Below are 16,446 nucleotides of genomic sequence, written 5' to 3'. Positions count from 1 at the left end.
ATGCCATACACTAGCTCCCACAAGGCAATTGCTCAAGATACTGATTACATTAGCGAATACTTCCAGACCAGCGCACCGCATGCGCGAATTTCCGGCAAAGGTTATGAAGCGGCCAGTTTGCCGCGCAAAGCCAGAAAGAGATCAAGTGGTTCCAGCAGCTGTGTCTGGACTGGGAACCACGCGGATAAGGGGCAGCCGCGAGGCCAGCCAACGGGATTTTTATGGATATTCCACCGTTCTATGCATCTCAAGAAAGCACATTTAGCAGCCATCAAATTAGAAGGTCAGAATTCCGCCGCGGAGCCATTGCCGTGCTTCCGGTTCTGCTGGGTGCTTTTCCCTATGCCATGGTTATGGGCGCGCAGGCTGTACACAAAGGCCTCAGCCTGTTGTCCGTCATGTTGATGGCCGGCATGAACTTCGCGGGCGGTTCGGAGTTTTCGGCAATCCGGCTCTGGACGTCGCCACCGCATGTCCTGCTCATCGCGGCGATTACCTTTCTGGTCAACAGCCGCCATCTGCTGATGGGTGCCGCCCTTGCGCCCTTCATCAGCCATTTGCCGAAGCGCACGGCCTTCATCAGCCTGTTCCTGATGTGCGATGAAAGCTGGGCGCTTGGTCTAGCCGATGCGAAGCACCGCCAGTCTAAGGACGTCAACCCGGCGCTGAGCCTGAAATTTTATATGGGCGTTGCCATCCCATTCTACGTGGCATGGCTGTCCGCCGCCACGTTGGGCGCTGTCCTCGGACCGATGGTGGGGGATCTCCGCCCCTATGGCTTCGACATGGCGTTTCCGGCGGTCTTTCTGGTGCTGCTCGCAGGCATGTGGAAAGGCCTTAACGCAGCGCGTCCGTGGTTCGTCAGCCTCGCCGTCGCCGCAGTCACCTACCTCACCATTCCAGGCGCATGGTATGTCGCCGCTGGCGCAGTTTCCGGCCTCGTTGCAGCCTATCTTCTGGCAGATGCAGAATGATTGACCCCTTAGTCCTGCTCACCATCATCGCGATGGCCAGCGTCACCTATCTGACCCGCATCGGCGGCTATGTACTGCTGCGCAATCGCACACTCAGCAAACGGTCGATGGCGGTGATGGAGGCCGCGCCCGGCTGCGTACTGATTTCAGTCATCGCACCGGATTTCGTCTCCGACAGGCCCGCCGATCTTCTGGCGCTGGCGATTACCGTTCTCGCCGCCACGCGCTTTTCCATGCTGCCGACCGTGCTGATCGGCATCGGCACTGCCGGTCTTTGCCGCCACTTTATCGGATAGCTTCTATATCGCCCCGCGCTTCATTGGCCACGAATTCCATTTATGCCGATATTGTTGGCATTCACTGCCAAATATTGCTGCAATCGGCCAATCTTTGCAACCCGATTGCTCAAGACATTGGCTATATTGCCGTTCGCTCTCAAGCAAAGATGCTGGGGCAATAGACAAGGGGCAGCCGCGAGGCCAGCCAACGGCGGTTTTATGGATATTTCACAGGCCTATGTGCCACAGCAAAGTAAACCGGCGTCGGAATTCCGTCGGGGTGCCACCGCCGGACTACCGGTTTTGCTAGGCATTATTCCCTATGCTCTGGTGCTGGGCGCGCAGGCTGCACAAAAGGGCCTAAGCGTCCTCGAAGTGCCGTTGATGACGGGCCTGAATTTCGCGGGCGGCTCTGAATTTGCCGCGATCCAGCTCTGGACCTCGCCGCCGCATGTTTTGCTCATTGCCGCGATCACGCTTCTGGTCAACAGCCGCCATCTTTTGATGGGTGCCGCCCTTGCGCCTTTCATCCGCCATCTGCCAAAGCGCAAGGCTTTCGCCAGCCTGTTTCTGATGTGCGATGAAAGCTGGGCGCTCGGCCTCGCCGATGCGAAGCGCCGTCAGGCGAAGGGCGTCAATCCGGCGCTGAGCCTCAAATTCTATGCCGGTGTCGCCATCCCGTTCTACATTGCATGGGTGCTTTTCACCACGCTGGGCGCGGCCTTTGGCCCGATGATGGGCGACTTGCGGCCCTATGGTTTCGACATGGCGTTTCCGGCGGTGTTTCTGGTGCTGCTGGCAGGCATGTGGAAGGGCTTTGCCGCAGCGCGCCCGTGGCTGGTCAGCCTTGTTGTCGCCGCCGTTACCTATCTCACCATTCCCGGCGCTTGGTATGTCGCCGCCGGTGCACTCTCCGGCCTCGTTGCCGCCTATCTTCTGGCAGGTGAAGAATGATCGATCCGTTAGCCGTTCTCACCATCGTTTTGATGGCCAGCGTCACTTATCTTACCCGCATCGGCGGATATGTACTGCTGCGCAATCGCACACTCAGCAAACGCGCGACCGCCGTTATGGAAGCCGCGCCCGGTTGTGTGCTGATATCGGTGATCGCACCGGATTTCGTCTCCGACAAGCCCGCCGATCTTCTGGCTCTGGCGATCACCATTTTCGCCGCCACGCGCTTTTCCATGCTGCCGACCGTGATCATCGGCATCGGTGCTGCCGGTCTCTGCCGCTACCTGATCGGATAGCGGCAGCACAGGTCAGTGCAGGTGCTGCAACTTGTCGGGATTGCGGACGACATAGATCGCCGCAATCTTTCCGTCTTCGATATCGAGCGCCGTGGTCTGGATCTGACCATCCGATTCCAGCGAGATGAAGCCCGGCAGACCATTGATGAAGGTGGTGCGCACCAGCGTTGAACCATTGGCCCTGAAATAGCCGGCAAGCTTCTCGTGAATTTCCATAACATCGGTAAAGCCGAAAATCGGCTTCGGGAAGGCCGGGCGTTTTCCGCCGCCATCCGCATGCATATGCACGTCGGCGGCCAACATGGTGCCCAGCGCATTCATGTCGCCGCTACGCGATGCCGTGAAGAAAGCCTGCGCCAGCTCAATCCCGCGCTCTCTATCGACCTGAAAACGCGGTCGTTCTTCGCGAACATGCTTGCGCGCGCGGGTCGCGAGTTGTCGGCAGGCCGCCGCATCGCGCTGAATTGTTTTCGCTATTTCGTCGAAGTCGAGACCGAAGACATCGTGCAGCAGAAAGGCCGCGCGTTCCAGCGGTGAAAGACGCTCCAGCGCCAGCATCAACGGCAGGGTCACATCGTCGTCTTCCTCTTCCTCCTCGACCACCGGATCTGGAATCCACGGGCCGAAATAAGTTTCGCGCTGCCGCTGGCCGGATTTAAGCCGGTCGAGACAAAGCCGCGTCACCGTGCGCCGCAGGAAGGCTTCCGGCTCGCGCACCGCGCTGCGGTCGGCGTTCATCCAGCGGATGAACGCCTCCTGCACCATATCTTCCGCATCGGCGACGGAGCCGAGCATGCGATAGGCGACACGGATCAGTTTCGAACGCAGCGGATCGAAAATCTCCGCTGCATCGTCATGCGCCGCCCCCCCTGCCATCAGGCGACCGCCTCAGCAGTCTTTTGGGCCGGAGCCTTTGCCGCCGCTGGTTCAAACCAGAGGCCGAAGCCAACGGCCATGCGGTTCCAGCCGTTGATAATATTGATCATCAGCGTGAGATTCACCTGTTCCTCCTCCGTAAACTGCGCCTGCAGGGCCTTGCGCGCTTCGACAAGATCATGCCCCTGCGAGAGACGCGTCAGCGCATCCACCCAGCCAAGAGCCGCCCGTTCCCGCTCAGAATAGCATGGCGCTTCCTGCCAGGCCGAGAGCAAATAAATGCGCTGTTCGGTTTCGCCCAGCGCGCGGGCTTCAATCGTGTGCATGTTGATGCAGTTTGCACAGGCATTGATCTGCGACGAGCGGATTTTGACCAATTCGATCAGGCTCCCTTCCAGACTGGCAGCAACGGCTTGCGAGGTGGTCATCCAGGATTTCATCAGGGCAGGAGCAGCATTGAATGGGTTCAGCGTGGCAGTCATGGTCTCGTTCCTTTCGGGTTTGATTTGATGGTTCGAAAGACATGACGAGCGAGCATCGCTGAATGTGACATGTGGGCAAAAAAATTTTTGCCGATAGGCGTTATTTTCCAAGTTCTCCCATAATCCATGCCCGAAAAGCCCGGATTTTCGGCACGTTACGGCGGGATTCGGGATAGACCAACCAATAGGAACGGCCATCATCGCAGAGGAGGTCGAAAGGCTGGATCAACAGACCCGCCGCAACTTCCGCCGTGTGAAAGGCAGGGGTGAGGATACCCATACCGAGGCCTGCCGTGGCCGCCCGCCCTTCCAGATGCTGCGCGCCCAGTCGGTTCTGCGTGTTGCCCCGCAGTTGCGGATCAGGAACACCAGCGGCTTCGAACCACAGCCGCCACCAAGGATCGCTGGCATCGATGGCGGGCAGGCGCAACAGATCAGCCGGCTCGCGCACCCCGCCAATGCTTGCCGCAAGTTTCGGGCTCAGCATGGGCGTGAACTGCGCCTTGATCAGCTCATGACTGACCAGCCCCGGCCAGTGGCCGGTGCCGGTGCGGATGGCGAGATCGACCTCGCTCTGGGTGAAATCGATCAGCTGGTCATTGGTATCGAGCCGCACCGCCAGAAGCGGGTGCTCCATCTGGAACGAACCAAGGCGCTGAACCAGCCAGTTGGCGGCGAAAGTGGCGACCGAGCTGATCGTGAGCACGCCTTCCGCATCCTCCCGCAACGTGGCGAAAGCCGTGCGCATCGTTTCAAAAGCCTCTGTAATGGACGGCGCCAGTCGCTCACCAAGCTCGGTCAGTTTCACTTGTCGCGGCATGCGCAGAAACAAGGGCGCGCCGACCCGCTCCTCCAGCATCTTGATCTGATAGCTGACGGCGGCCTGCGTCATGCCAAGCTCTTCCGCAGCCTTGGTAAAGCTTGCATGACGGGACGCGGATTCAAAGACGCGAATGGCGGATAAAGGGGGTAGCGACGACACCATGATACATAAGCCCTCCTTATGTATGGTAATCGACGTTCAATTGGAAAACAACAGCTTTTCCGGCCATATCTATAGGCAGAATTTAACTGAGCTGTCTCCCACAGTTCACAAAAGCAAAGCCGGAACCATGCAAAATATCGAGATCAATGCACCAGCCCATGCAGGCGCTTGCGCTGCGTCTGGCCCTGCCGGCAAAGCCACCACAGGCTGGTATCGTCTTTTCACCCGCTTGTTTCAGCGCAAGCCAGCGCCCTATGTCGTCAGCGAACACTCGCCCGACTATCTGCTGCGCGACCTTGGCCTCATGGAAGGGCGCACCTCCCGCCTTCCGCGCGGCGGACACAGACTGCCGGATTGGCGCTAACTCAAGCGCTGATAACGGCAAATCCCCGCGCCTTCAGGCCGCGACGATCCTCGTGCAAACTGCTGACGAGACGGTCGCGGCTGCCGCCCAGATGCGCGCTCAACAGCTTCGCCGCCTCGTCGGCGTCGCCTTCGCGCACCGCATCAAGGATCGCGTGATGCTCACGCCATGCGCGGGCAAGGGCCGCTTCGTCGCGCACTTCCAGCCAGCGCGCTCGTGACAGGCGCTGCATCGCATCACGCACGCCACGGCTCAAAAACTCATTACCCGACAGTCGCGCCAGTTCGATGTGGAAATCCATGCCGACCCGATGCCATTCCTCCCGCGAGGTTTCGGCGTCGCAACTGTCCAGCATCGCGCCAATCGGCTCGACGCCGCTGCGCTCATCAAGCGTCGCAGTCAGCCGGATCGCCGCCACTTCCAGCGCCTCACGATAAACGCCGATCTGATCGATTTCAGCAAGATTGATCGGCGAAACCGTCCAGCCGCGCCCTTCCCGACAGACCAGCCCTTCGGCTTCCAACCGCAACAGCGCGGCGCGGATCGGCGTGCGCGAGGCGGCGAACTGCGTCTCCACCCAGCGCTCGGTCAGGCGTTCGCCCGGCCCAAGCTCAAGCCCCAGGATCATGTCGCGGAGTTGCGTTTCCACTTGCCTCATCTGTGACATTGCCGACCGGTCTCCTGGAGCGGTTCCGGTTAAAACGGAATCGTGGAACCGCTCTATCTAGTTGTTTCACGCATTATCCCACGCAAAACCGCTACGCACTGTTGCTGGAAATGCTCTCGTTCACCACACCGTGAATGCTTGTTCCTGACGGGAGTTGACAAGACGAAGCAACAGGCGCATGCATGTATTCCGCTTTGGTATCCCAAAATGGAATACAATACAATCCCATTCCCGCATCCGCATTCATTCGCAGGACATGACATGAGTACGACCCAAGCTGCCGCCAGGGACGCCGCCGCGTTAGACGGCACCACTGGCCCTTTGGCTGGCCCGAAACAGGCTGAGGAAAACCACGAGCGCTACTGGAAACAGAACCTCCTCATTTGCCTCATCGGTTCGTTCACCACGCTTGTGGCCATGTCGCTTCTGCTTCCTTTCCTGCCGCTTTATGTGGAGCAGCTTGGCGTGTCCGACCATGCGGCCATCGTGCAATGGTCCGGCATCGCCTATGGCGCAACCTTTCTCGCCGCCGCCTTCGTCGCGCCGCTCTGGGGCAAGCTTGGCGACCGCTATGGTCGCAAGCTGATGCTGATCCGCGCCAGTCTCGGCATGGCCATCGCCATGTCGCTGATCGGCATGGTAACGAGCGTCTGGCAGCTGGTCGCGCTACGCCTGTTCGTCGGCATTGCGGGCGGTTATTCCTCCGGCTCAATGATCCTCGTCGCGACGCAGACCCCGAAAGACAAAACCGGCTGGGCGCTGGGTGCGCTTTCGGCGGGCATCATGGCGGGCAATCTGGCCGGGCCGCTGCTCGGCGGCGCTTTGCCGCCGTTGATCGGCATCCGCGCCACTTTCTGGCTGGCGGGCGGTGTGATCTTCCTGACTTTCCTCGCCACAACTTTCCTGATCCGCGAAGAGCGCAAGCCGCCGAAACCGACCAAGGAACAGAGGGCGGAATCCATCTGGGCTGCGATCCCCGACAGAAAGCCTGTTCTGGCCATGCTGGTGACGGGCATGCTGCTGCTGTTCGCCAATATGTCGATCGAACCGATCATCACTGTCTATGTCATACAACTGATGGACGACCAGACCAAGGTTACGCTGATTTCCGGCGTCGTGATGGCGGCGGCAGCCTTGGGCAGCATCCTGTCCTCATCGCGCCTCGGACGACTGGCCGACCGCATCGGGCACAGATATGTCATCATCGGTGCGCTGGCGATTTCCGCATTGTTGCTGATCCCGCAGGCATTCGTCACACAAGCCTGGCAACTGATCGGCTTGCGCTTTCTGATGGGACTGGCGCTGGGCGGCCTCCTGCCCTGCATCACCAGCGTCATCCGGCACAATGTGCCGGACCGGGTTGCTGGCGGCATACTCGGCTATTCGGTCTCGGCGCAATATGTCGGACAGGTCGCAGGCCCGGTGGCAGGTGGCTTTGTCGGCGGCCATTTCGGGATGCGCGCCGTCTTTCTCGGCACCTGCCTGATGATGGCGTTTGGCGCGTTTTATAACTGGATCGTGCTGCGCCGCGCTTCACAGAACTGACGCAACCAAGGGATACTGGCTGTCATTCCATCGATTCCATGATTCTGGGACATTGAATGACAGACCATATCTTCGCGCCCTTCGAAGCGCTTGCAGCTGAACTTCTGCCGCATGCGCTGGAACATGGTGAGGACGGATCGCACGACCTGTCCCACCTCGCCCGCGTCTGGAAAAATGCCTCAGCCATTCAAAGCGTGGAAGGCGGCGACGCCGAAATTCTTTGCACAGCGGCAATTCTGCACGATTGCGTGAGTGTGGAGAAAAATTCCCCCGACCGGCACAAGGCTTCGCGCCTTGCAGCCGACAAGGCCTCCGCACTGCTGCGCAGCCTCGGCTGGGACGATGAGCGCATTGACCGCGTCGCCCATGCGGTTGAAGCGCACAGTTTTTCAGCCAATATCGAGCCTGTGACCATCGAGGCACAGACCTTGCAAGATGCCGACAGGCTCGACGCCATTGGCGTGATCGGCGCAGCACGCTGTTTTTATATAGCAGGCCGTATGGGAAGCGCCCTTTATGATTGGCGCGACCCGCGCGCGGAAGACCGCGCGTTCGACGATAAAACTTTTGCGCTCGACCATTTCCGCACCAAGCTGTTCAAGCTTGCCTCCGGTTTCAGAACGGAAACCGGACGGCGCATGGCCGCCGAACGCCATAAGCGGCTGGAAGCCATCTATGATGATTTTCTCGCGGAAGCAGGTGCATGAGATGGATTGTGGTTATGGTCAGCCGAAAATGGTGGAGTTTGAGAACCGGAGCGGAGTGTACTTAAAGGTACATGAGCACCGGAAGCGCAAAACAACGCCATTTGCAGGCGGCCAGAGCCGCAATCTCAGATAGAATAGCCGCCGTCGACACTCAGCGCCGTCCCCGTGACCATCGCGGCGGAGTCGGATGCGAGCCAAAGGGCAGCTTCGGCAACATCTTCCGGCGTCGAAAAGCGATCGAGCGGGATGGTTGCTTTCAAGGCTTCACGCGCTTGCGGCGTATCGTCTTCCAAAAACAGCTTCAGCGCTTCACTGTCGCTTTCCGCCGGGCAGATGCAATTGACGCGAATATTCTTGTTGGCCAGTTCCAGCGCCATCGCCTTGGTGGCGCTGATGATCCAGCCCTTGGACGCGCTATACCAGACCAGCCCCTTGCGCGGGCGCAGCGCGGTCGCCGAAGCAGTGTTGATGATGACGCCGCCACCCTGATGCTCCATGATCGGCACGACGATCTGCGTCGAATAATAGAGCGCCTTCATGTTGACGGCATGGATGAGATCGAAATTGTGCTCATCCACCTCGGTCAATGGCATGTTGCGATGCGTGAAACCGGCATTGTTGACCATGATGTCGATGCGCCCGAAGGCCTCGAAGGCCGCACGCGCCACGCGCTCCACATCGTCCTTGCGCGACACATCCGCCTGCACGGACAAGGCATTCTTGCCGATATGCGCCAGCTCGTCTTCTACGCGCTTCACATTGACGTCAGCCAGCACGACTTTCGCGCCTTCGGCTGCAAATCGGTGCGCCATGCCTGAACCGAAACCCGATCCGGCACCGGTGATGATTGCGACCTTATCCTGCAGCCTCTTCATGTCATTCTCCTTTGACAAAGCCGTTTCAGACTTTGTGTGCAAATCACTTGAAACACGATTGTTTGTTCCAATATGGCTTTAAGATGAACATGTCATGTGTGCATAAGCGGTTAACCCGACAAAACCGACAGGCTGCCTCCATGCGCGGTCATATCCCGATATCTGGCCCACATTTGACGCCCAGTTCAAATTCACGAGAATGCGGCAATCGGACGGTTGAATTTAAATCGATTAAATTATAAAGATGGGCCGCGCATATGGCACCGTTGTCATAGTAGGCTATGACTGACAGACTGATTTGCGCGAACGAAAGAAGAGAGCGACAGATGACCAGCCAGACTATTCCGGTAGAGCCTTTCGACTGCATCGTTTTTGGCGGCTCGGGCGACCTAGCCGAACGCAAACTGATCCCGGCATTGTATCAGCGGCAGCGTGCAGGCCAGCTCTCCGACCCGACGCGCATTATCGGCGCTTCGCGCAGCCCCATGACCGATGAGGAATATCGGAAGTTTGCGCGCGATGCCATTCATGAGCACGTCAAGCCTGCCGAAATCGATGAAAAGCAGATCGAAGAATTTCTGACCCGTCTCAGCTATGTCGCTGTCGACGCCAAGTCCGAAGAGGGCTGGGATGCCCTCAAGACCCTGATCGGCAAGAAGCCGGAAAAGATTCGCGCCTTTTACCTCGCAGTCAGCCCGACCCTGTTCGGCGATATCGCCACGCGCCTGAAGAGCCATGGCCTCATCACCCGCGACACCCGCATCATCGTTGAAAAGCCGATTGGCCGTGATCTGGATTCGGCAATGGCGCTCAACGACACGCTGGGCAGCGTGTTCCGCGAAGACCAGATTTTCCGTATCGACCACTATCTGGGCAAGGAAACGGTGCAGAACCTGATGGCGCTGCGCTTTGCCAATGCGCTTTATGAGCCGCTTTGGAACTCAGCCCATATCGACCATGTGCAGATCACCGTTGCCGAAGCCGTCGGCCTTGAAGGTCGCGCCGGTTATTACAACACGGCCGGCGCGCTGCGCGACATGGTGCAGAACCATATTCTCCAGCTGCTCTGCCTTGTGGCCATGGAACCGCCTTCGTCGATTGAAGCGGACGCGGTGCATGACGAAAAGGTCAAGGTGCTGCGCTCGCTCAAGCCCATCACCAATGCCAATGTCGAGGATGTGACCGTGCGTGGCCAGTATCGCGCGGGCGCTTCGGCGGGCGGAGCGGTACGCGGATATCTCGAAGACCTCGAAAGCGACACCAGCAACACGGAAACCTTCGTGGCGTTGAAGGCCGAAATCGCCAACTGGCGTTGGGCGGGCGTGCCGTTCTATCTGCGCACAGGCAAGCGTCTGGCGACCCGCGTTTCGGAAATCGTCGTGACCTTCAAGCCAATTCCGCATTCGATCTTCGGTGAAAGTGCTGGCAAGGTCATTGCCAATCAGCTCGTCATCCGCCTGCAGCCCGATGAAGGCGTCAAGCAGTGGCTGATGATCAAAGATCCGGGCCCGGGCGGCATGCGCCTGCGTCACGTTCCGCTCGATATGAGCTTTGCCGAATCCTTCAACGAGCGCAATCCGGACGCCTATGAACGGCTGATCATGGATGTGGTTCGCGGCAATCAGACCCTGTTCATGCGTCGCGACGAAGTCGAGGCCGCATGGCGCTGGGTCGATCCGATCCTTCAGGGATGGGAGTTGAACAGTCAGCCGGTCCAGGGTTACACCGCAGGAACGTGGGGGCCATCGTCGTCCATCGCATTGATTGAACGCGACGGTCGCACCTGGCACGAAACGTTATAAAGGACCCTGAAAGGAACAGCATGACCATCGAACGGCACGATTTCACCAGCGGAACGGAACTGGCGCAAGCGCTCTCGGAGGCAATTGCAATCAAGCTGGCTGCCGCAATCGCTGAGCGGGGACAGGCGACGCTCGCCGTCTCCGGCGGCACCACGCCGCTGAGGCTGTTCGAAGTGCTGTCGCGCAAGATGATCGACTGGAACCTCGTCACGATCACCCTCGTTGACGAGCGTTTCGTGGCCACAGACAGCGATCGTTCCAACGAAAAGCTGGTCCGCGACCATCTTTTGCGCGATCATGCGGGCGTGGCCAAATTCGTCGGCCTCTATAATCCGGCGGCGACGGCCGAAACGGCGGCGCTGGCCGCGGCCAGCCGCATCGACGCATTGCGCCGTCCCTTCGACGTGGTGGTGCTTGGCATGGGTAATGACGGTCATACCGCTTCATTCTTCCCCAATGCCGACCGGCTCGATCAGGCGATCGACCCGGCAACACGGGCGCTCGTTCTGCCAATCCATGCCGAAGGTGCTGGTGAAAAGCGCCTGACGCTGACCCTGCCACTGGTTGCAGAGGCCGACATGCTGGTGCTGCACATCGAAGGCGCGGCCAAGCAGGCGACGCTGGAAAAGGCGCTGTCCGGCGACGACGAACATGAAATGCCGGTACGGGCGGTTTTCCACCATGCCCGCACCCCCATCCAGCTTTACTGGACCAGTTAATTCTATTCAGGCCAGATTGGCACAGGTGATACCCATGCCCATGCAATCCGCTCACAAACGCATTCAGGAAATCACCGCGCGCATTCGCGAACGCTCCAAACCGACCCGCGAGGCCTATATTGGCCGCGTGCGCGAGGCGGCGTTGAAAAAACCGAACCGAACGGTTCTGGCCTGCGCCAATCTGGCTCATGGTTTTGCGGCCTGCGGGCCGCATGACAAGGCGGCGTTGACTGGCGACGAAGTGCTCAATCTGGGTATCATCACCGCCTATAACGACATGCTCTCGGCGCATCAGCCGTTCGAAACCTTCCCGCAGCTGATCAAGCAGGCGGCCCGCGATGCGGGCGGCGTGGCGCAGGTGGCGGGCGGCGTACCTGCCATGTGCGATGGTGTCACCCAAGGTTTCGCGGGGATGGAACTGTCGCTTTTCTCGCGTGAAGTCATTGCCATGGCAGCAGCTGTCGGCCTGTCGCACGACATGTTCGATGCCGCCGTTTATCTTGGCGTCTGCGACAAGATCGTGCCGGGCCTCATCATTGGCGCGCTGACTTTCGGGCACCTGCCTGCGGTCTTCGTTCCTGCCGGTCCGATGACCAGCGGCCTGCCGAATGACGAGAAGGCCAAGACCCGCCAGCTTTATGCCGAAGGCAAGGTCGGGCGCGCGGAACTGCTGGAATCGGAATCGAAGTCCTATCACGGTCCTGGCACCTGCACCTTCTACGGCACGGCTAATTCCAACCAGATGCTGATGGAAATCATGGGCCTGCATCTGCCGGGCGCGTCCTTCATCAACCCGGGCACGCCGCTGCGCGATGCGCTGACGCGCGAAGCCGCCAAGCGCGCGCTCGCCATCACGGCCTGCGGCAATGAATATACGCCTGTCGGCGAAATGCTGGACGAACGTTCTTTCGTCAATGGCATCATCGGCCTCAATGCCACCGGCGGTTCGACCAACCATACGATCCATCTGATCGCCATGGCTGCGGCAGCGGGCATCAAGCTGACCTGGCACGACATTTCCGAGATTTCGGACGTGGTGCCGCTGCTCGCCCGCGTCTATCCGAACGGTCTTGCCGATGTGAACCATTTCCATGCCGCAGGCGGCATGGGCTTCCTCATCCGCGAGCTTCTGGACGGCGGCATCCTTCATGAAGATGTGCGCACCGTTTGGGGCGAGGGTTTGCGTCCTTACGCCATTGAGCCGAAGCTCGGTGCCGATGGCACGGTTCTGCGCGAACCCGTCCCCGAAAAGAGCGGCGACGACAAGGTACTGGCGAAAATCCATGCGCCGTTCCAGCCAACCGGCGGCATCAAGGTTCTGACCGGCAATATCGGCAATGCCATCATCAAGGTTTCCGCTGTGAAGCCCGAGCGCCATGTGATCGAAGCGCCCGCAAAGGTGTTCAACGATCAGGCCGAGTTGCAGGCTGCCTTCAAGGCGGGCGACCTGACCGGCGATTTCATCGCGGTGGTTCGCTATCAGGGACCGAAGGCCAATGGCATGCCGGAACTGCACAAGCTGATGACCGTTCTCGGCATCTTGCAGGATCGCGGCCAGCGCGTGGCGCTTGTCACCGATGGTCGCTTGTCAGGTGCATCGGGCAAGGTGCCGTCCGCAATCCACGTCACGCCGGAAGCACTCGATGGCGGCGCAATCGGCAAAATCCGCAACGGCGATGTTGTCCGCCTGGATGCCGTCAATGGTACGCTGGAAGTTTTGATCAATCACGCGACATTCGACGCCCGACTGGAGGAACGCCCCGACCTTTCCGCCAACGAACATGGCATGGGGCGTGAATTGTTCCGCGCCTTCCGGCAGATTGCCGGGCGGGCCGATGAAGGCGCTTCGGTGTTCTGAAGCAATTAAGGCAAAGCGGGTTTTGCACCGCTTTGCCTTTCAAATCGCATCAAATTGCGGGAACGAGGCGCGAAAACGCCTCTCAATTATGTCAAAAAACGGGCTTTTTTACGCCAGCACTGCGGCAGGCCGCCGTCAGCGTATTGGCCATCAGCATGGCGATGGTCATTGGGCCGACACCGCCCGGAACCGGCGTGATTGCGCCTGCAACTTTTTCTGCATCCGTAAAATCGACATCGCCGACAAGACGGGTTTTGCCCTCGCCTCTTTCCGGTGCCGGGATGCGGTTGATACCGACATCGATCACCGTCGCGCCGGACTTGACCCAATCGCCCTTGACCATCTGCGGACGGCCAACGGCTGCAACCAGAATATCCGCCGTGCGTGCAATCGCCGGCAGGTCCTTGGTGCGGCTATGAGCAACCGTGACCGTTGCATTGGCGGCGAGCAGCAGATTGAACATAGGCTTGCCGACAATATTGGAGCGACCGATCACCACGGCATTGAGGCCGGAAAGATCGCGTCCGTGAACGCGCTCGATCATGATCATCGCACCGGCTGGCGTGCAGGGCACGAACGCCGTATCGACCTCGCCAGTGCCGAGCTTGCCGACATTGATGAAGTGGAAGCCATCCACGTCCTTGTCAGGCGAAATGGTCTGGATGACGCGGCCTGAATCAATGTGTTTCGGCAGCGGCAGCTGCACCAGAATGCCGTGAATCGCCGGATCGTTATTGAGGCTTTCGATCAGGTCGAGAAGCTCCTGCTCAGAGGCGGTGTCCGGCAGATCGTGCTGGATGGAATGGAAGCCGCATTCCTTGGCCTTGCGGCCCTTGGAGGCGACATAGACTTGGCTCGCCGGGTCTTCACCCACGATCACCACGGCAATACCGGGAACCACGCCGGTCGCTGCAACGAGCTTTTCGGTTTCGGTCTTCACCGTGGAAACCACATCCTCGGCGAGCTTCTTGCCATCGATCAACTGGGCCATAGCGAGCGCTTCTTTCTTTTCGAAATATCGGCTTTGCGAAATAACGGAGCGGAATGTCTGGGAGATACATCACATCCGTCGGGCATACATGCCAATAAGCGTCATGACGCCCGATGACAATTACCGAATACGCGACAAAGGCGAAAATCAGGGCAGGATTTCAGAAGTTTCAGAACCGGACGCCGCGGTTTGCGCGCACGTCGTCGATGGTGCGCTGCAATTCATCCGCTTCTGCGGCTGTATGGGCGCGATTGTTTTCGACTTCCCAGCGCTCGTTCGCTTCCCGAATGACGGCGGCAAGCCGCGTTTCGCCATAGGTCTCAAGCACGTCGTCGACTTCCGGCTCCTCCCGCTCCCGCTTTTCTGCAACGGGCGCGTGCTTGTTTCCGAACAGGCACGAAAACAGACCAAGCCAGAGGCCGCCGAGCAGTCCGGCCAGAACCGAAGTCTGCAAGGACACGCCGCGCCAGCCGTATGAATCCTTGGCTGGCGGAACAAGGCGCACCGTGGCACCCGTCGCCGACAGGGTGCTCATGTCGCCTTGCGCCGCGCGCATTTGCGCATCTTCATAAAGCGCCTGCCGCGCCGCCAGATCGCGCTGCATCGCTTGCAGACGATTGCGGTCTTCATCGCTAGCTGGAGGCGCATTCAGCCCGGTCATGGCCGATGCCGCCTTCTGCTCGTTTTCAACGGCTTTGCGCAAATCTGCCTGAATCAGACTGCGCTGATTGGCGATTTCCGTATCGATTTCAGTGGCAAGGCTTTTGGCCGCTTCGCTTTGCCCGGCTGCGCGATATTGTTCGACCAGCCGGCCCAACGCGCCGGAACGCATATCTTCCGGCAGGCCATCCCGCAACAGGCTTTCCGCCGTCATGCTGCTCAAGCGGCCAGCCTCGGCGACAATCCGCGCCGTTTCGGCCTTGGCCTCGGCAAAGGCCTTTTCAAGCGCCGCCTGGTCGCCGTCGCCGAAATTCCGGCTGGCGCGGAACGCTTCAACCGCCGCCTTAACCGCAGTCGCATCAGCTTCCAGAGCCTGCAATCGCTCGGGCAGACCGGCATCCGGCGCGCCCGTGCTGCCCGTCAGCTGGTCACGGAAGGCCTGTGTCACCGCATTGGCAACCGCCACTGCTGTTTCCGGCTTCGCGGCCTTCACCTCGACCGTGACGATGCCGCTATCGAGCGCCTGCGAAAATTCCAGATGCGGGCGCAGAATGGCCGCACCCGTTTGCGCGGCCTGTGCTGCGGGCGCAGCCTCGCCTTCGGCTGTGGTGAACCGGGCAAGGGCTTGCCGCAGTTGATCGAGAAGCGGCGGCGGCCCGAAATCTCGTGGCGACTGGATATGCGCCAGTTGCGCGGCGCGGTTCAGCACCGCTTCGGATGCAATCTCGCTGCGACGTTCGGAAGGAAACACCTGCATGGATGTCGATACGCGATAATGTTGTGGCTCCAGCATGGCATAACCAAGCCCAAGCAAACCGCCCAGCACGGTAAAACCCACGATGCGACCCCAGCGCAAGCGCCAACGCCTGCGCGGTTTGGCGGACGGTGTATCACCGGTCGGAGCGACAGCGGCGGGCGCTGTTGGCTCCGGCGCTGGCATCGGCAGCTTTGGCGCTTCCTCCGGTTCAAGCCGGGACTGCAATTCGGCCCTGATCGCGCTCATGCGCTGGCGCATATCGGCGGCAGGATCATGGACCGCCGAAGGGGCAGCCGGTTCGCCGTCCAGCATTTCCTGCTTGCGGCGCAAAAGTTCCTCACGCCGCCTTCGATGCTCGCGCTCGGTCAGCAATTCCTCGGCCAGTTCGGCAGTGGTCTTGGTCGGCCCTACATCCGGTGTCCTGACCAGAAACTCGGGAGCATAAGCCAATAAGGGGCGCGCGGCAGCAGCTTGTCCCTTGTTCTTTTGCTCAACCATCGCTTTTTCCCGATGCCTATCCAAGCCCATTGACTGGCCCCTTTGCCCGGACCATCCACCCATGATCTGCCCATATTACAGACCATGAGAATTATGGCATCCATCATGGCAAACAAACCGTTAAAATTGTAGTTTTCCATAATGATTCATATCGATGC

17 protein-coding genes are annotated in these 16,446 nt (G+C 59.7%); 10 read left to right on the top strand and 7 right to left on the bottom strand.

Annotated features, from left to right (window positions below; genetic code table 11):
- Positions 1-221: 221 nt before the first annotated feature.
- The 4 genes from D8666_RS19475 to D8666_RS19460 all read left to right on the top strand — a co-directional run bounded on the left by D8666_RS19475 (position 222) and on the right by D8666_RS19460 (position 2,502).
- Positions 222-974, top strand: coding sequence for an AzlC family ABC transporter permease (locus D8666_RS19475; RefSeq protein WP_109367033.1), 753 nt, complete (start codon positions 222-224; stop codon positions 972-974).
- Positions 971-1,270: an AzlD family protein gene (locus D8666_RS19470; RefSeq protein ID WP_109367032.1), complete on the top strand. Its 300-nt coding sequence runs from the start codon at positions 971-973 to the stop codon at positions 1,268-1,270. Before D8666_RS19475 ends, D8666_RS19470 begins: the two co-directional genes overlap by 4 nt.
- Positions 1,271-1,471: 201 nt before the next feature.
- Positions 1,472-2,206: an AzlC family ABC transporter permease gene (locus D8666_RS19465; protein ID WP_109367031.1), complete on the top strand. Its 735-nt coding sequence runs from the start codon at positions 1,472-1,474 to the stop codon at positions 2,204-2,206.
- Entirely contained in the window at positions 2,203-2,502 is a 300-nt protein-coding gene (locus D8666_RS19460) for an AzlD family protein (protein ID WP_109367030.1), read from the top strand. The genes D8666_RS19465 and D8666_RS19460 overlap by 4 nt, the downstream gene beginning before the upstream one ends.
- A gap of 12 nt (positions 2,503-2,514) precedes the next feature.
- Here the strand turns inward: D8666_RS19460 and D8666_RS19455 are convergent, their stop codons facing one another.
- The 3 genes from D8666_RS19455 to D8666_RS19445 form a co-directional block, all read right to left on the bottom strand.
- Positions 2,515-3,378, bottom strand: coding sequence for a sigma-70 family RNA polymerase sigma factor (locus D8666_RS19455; RefSeq protein ID WP_109367029.1), 864 nt, complete (start codon positions 3,376-3,378; stop codon positions 2,515-2,517).
- Positions 3,378-3,860, bottom strand: coding sequence for a carboxymuconolactone decarboxylase family protein (locus D8666_RS19450; protein WP_109367028.1), 483 nt, complete (start codon positions 3,858-3,860; stop codon positions 3,378-3,380). Before D8666_RS19450 ends, D8666_RS19455 begins: the two co-directional genes overlap by 1 nt.
- A gap of 100 nt (positions 3,861-3,960) precedes the next feature.
- Positions 3,961-4,845 (bottom strand): LysR substrate-binding domain-containing protein, encoded by an 885-nt coding sequence (locus D8666_RS19445; protein WP_109367027.1) that lies wholly within the window; start codon positions 4,843-4,845, stop codon positions 3,961-3,963.
- A gap of 127 nt (positions 4,846-4,972) precedes the next feature.
- Between D8666_RS19445 and D8666_RS19440 the strand changes: the two genes are divergently transcribed.
- A complete protein-coding gene (locus tag D8666_RS19440) occupies positions 4,973-5,209 on the top strand; it encodes a hypothetical protein (protein ID WP_109367026.1) in 237 nt (78 codons plus the stop codon).
- 1 nt (position 5,210) lies between these two features.
- Here D8666_RS19440 and D8666_RS19435 read toward each other — a convergent pair whose 3' ends face one another.
- Complete coding sequence (locus D8666_RS19435; RefSeq protein ID WP_109367025.1) at positions 5,211-5,876, bottom strand: GntR family transcriptional regulator; 666 nt, start codon at positions 5,874-5,876, stop codon at positions 5,211-5,213.
- 261 nt (positions 5,877-6,137) lie between these two features.
- Between D8666_RS19435 and D8666_RS19430 the strand changes: the two genes are divergently transcribed.
- Positions 6,138-7,421 carry a multidrug efflux MFS transporter gene (locus D8666_RS19430; protein ID WP_121539123.1) on the top strand — a complete coding sequence of 428 codons (1,284 nt, stop codon included), beginning with the start codon at positions 6,138-6,140 and terminating at the stop codon, positions 7,419-7,421.
- A 56-nt stretch (positions 7,422-7,477) separates the two neighbouring features.
- Entirely contained in the window at positions 7,478-8,128 is a 651-nt protein-coding gene (locus D8666_RS19425; protein ID WP_109367024.1) for an HD domain-containing protein, read from the top strand.
- 125 nt (positions 8,129-8,253) lie between these two features.
- Here D8666_RS19425 and D8666_RS19420 read toward each other — a convergent pair whose 3' ends face one another.
- The gene (locus D8666_RS19420; RefSeq protein WP_109367023.1) at positions 8,254-9,003 is read right to left on the bottom strand and encodes an SDR family oxidoreductase; all 750 of its coding nucleotides are present in this window, start codon (positions 9,001-9,003) and stop codon (positions 8,254-8,256) included.
- 326 nt (positions 9,004-9,329) lie between these two features.
- Between D8666_RS19420 and zwf the strand changes: the two genes are divergently transcribed.
- From zwf to edd, 3 genes are read left to right on the top strand one after another with little or no spacing between them, the layout of a single operon-like run.
- A complete protein-coding gene (gene zwf, locus D8666_RS19415; protein WP_109367022.1) occupies positions 9,330-10,805 on the top strand; it encodes a glucose-6-phosphate dehydrogenase in 1,476 nt (491 codons plus the stop codon).
- 20 nt (positions 10,806-10,825) lie between these two features.
- Complete coding sequence (gene pgl / locus D8666_RS19410) at positions 10,826-11,524, top strand: 6-phosphogluconolactonase (RefSeq protein ID WP_109367021.1); 699 nt, start codon at positions 10,826-10,828, stop codon at positions 11,522-11,524.
- Positions 11,525-11,558: 34 nt separating this feature from the next.
- Positions 11,559-13,382, top strand: a complete 1,824-nt coding sequence (edd, locus tag D8666_RS19405) for a phosphogluconate dehydratase (protein ID WP_121539083.1) — start codon at positions 11,559-11,561, stop codon at positions 13,380-13,382.
- A gap of 91 nt (positions 13,383-13,473) precedes the next feature.
- Here edd and folD read toward each other — a convergent pair whose 3' ends face one another.
- Positions 13,474-14,373, bottom strand: a complete 900-nt coding sequence (folD, locus tag D8666_RS19400) for a bifunctional methylenetetrahydrofolate dehydrogenase/methenyltetrahydrofolate cyclohydrolase FolD (protein ID WP_109367019.1) — start codon at positions 14,371-14,373, stop codon at positions 13,474-13,476.
- 169 nt (positions 14,374-14,542) lie between these two features.
- Complete coding sequence (locus tag D8666_RS19395; protein ID WP_121539082.1) at positions 14,543-16,288, bottom strand: GumC domain-containing protein; 1,746 nt, start codon at positions 16,286-16,288, stop codon at positions 14,543-14,545.
- Between the last annotated feature and the right edge of the window lie 158 nt (positions 16,289-16,446).

The sequence above is a fragment of the Ochrobactrum soli genome, from assembly GCF_003664555.1.
Classification (GTDB): domain Bacteria; phylum Pseudomonadota; class Alphaproteobacteria; order Rhizobiales; family Rhizobiaceae; genus Brucella; species Brucella teleogrylli.
Note: the sequence above shows the minus strand (reverse complement) of the source record. Positions and strands in the feature narration are given on the sequence as shown.

Bases quoted from the DNA above. Each gene is read 5' to 3' on its own strand.
- D8666_RS19475 (WP_109367033.1), top strand. From the start codon at position 222: ATGGATATTCCACCGTTCTATGCATCTCAAGAAAGCACATTTAGCAGC.
- D8666_RS19470 (WP_109367032.1), top strand. From the start codon at position 971: ATGATTGACCCCTTAGTCCTGCTCACCATCATCGCGATGGCCAGCGTC.
- D8666_RS19465 (WP_109367031.1), top strand. From the start codon at position 1,472: ATGGATATTTCACAGGCCTATGTGCCACAGCAAAGTAAACCGGCGTCG.
- D8666_RS19460 (WP_109367030.1), top strand. From the start codon at position 2,203: ATGATCGATCCGTTAGCCGTTCTCACCATCGTTTTGATGGCCAGCGTC.
- D8666_RS19455 (WP_109367029.1), bottom strand. From the start codon at position 3,378: ATGGCAGGGGGGGCGGCGCATGACGATGCAGCGGAGATTTTCGATCCG.
- D8666_RS19450 (WP_109367028.1), bottom strand. From the start codon at position 3,860: ATGACTGCCACGCTGAACCCATTCAATGCTGCTCCTGCCCTGATGAAA.
- D8666_RS19445 (WP_109367027.1), bottom strand. From the start codon at position 4,845: ATGGTGTCGTCGCTACCCCCTTTATCCGCCATTCGCGTCTTTGAATCC.
- D8666_RS19440 (WP_109367026.1), top strand. From the start codon at position 4,973: ATGCAAAATATCGAGATCAATGCACCAGCCCATGCAGGCGCTTGCGCT.
- D8666_RS19435 (WP_109367025.1), bottom strand. From the start codon at position 5,876: ATGTCACAGATGAGGCAAGTGGAAACGCAACTCCGCGACATGATCCTG.
- D8666_RS19430 (WP_121539123.1), top strand. From the start codon at position 6,138: ATGAGTACGACCCAAGCTGCCGCCAGGGACGCCGCCGCGTTAGACGGC.
- D8666_RS19425 (WP_109367024.1), top strand. From the start codon at position 7,478: ATGACAGACCATATCTTCGCGCCCTTCGAAGCGCTTGCAGCTGAACTT.
- D8666_RS19420 (WP_109367023.1), bottom strand. From the start codon at position 9,003: ATGAAGAGGCTGCAGGATAAGGTCGCAATCATCACCGGTGCCGGATCG.
- zwf (WP_109367022.1), top strand. From the start codon at position 9,330: ATGACCAGCCAGACTATTCCGGTAGAGCCTTTCGACTGCATCGTTTTT.
- pgl (WP_109367021.1), top strand. From the start codon at position 10,826: ATGACCATCGAACGGCACGATTTCACCAGCGGAACGGAACTGGCGCAA.
- edd (WP_121539083.1), top strand. From the start codon at position 11,559: ATGCCCATGCAATCCGCTCACAAACGCATTCAGGAAATCACCGCGCGC.
- folD (WP_109367019.1), bottom strand. From the start codon at position 14,373: ATGGCCCAGTTGATCGATGGCAAGAAGCTCGCCGAGGATGTGGTTTCC.
- D8666_RS19395 (WP_121539082.1), bottom strand. From the start codon at position 16,288: ATGGTTGAGCAAAAGAACAAGGGACAAGCTGCTGCCGCGCGCCCCTTA.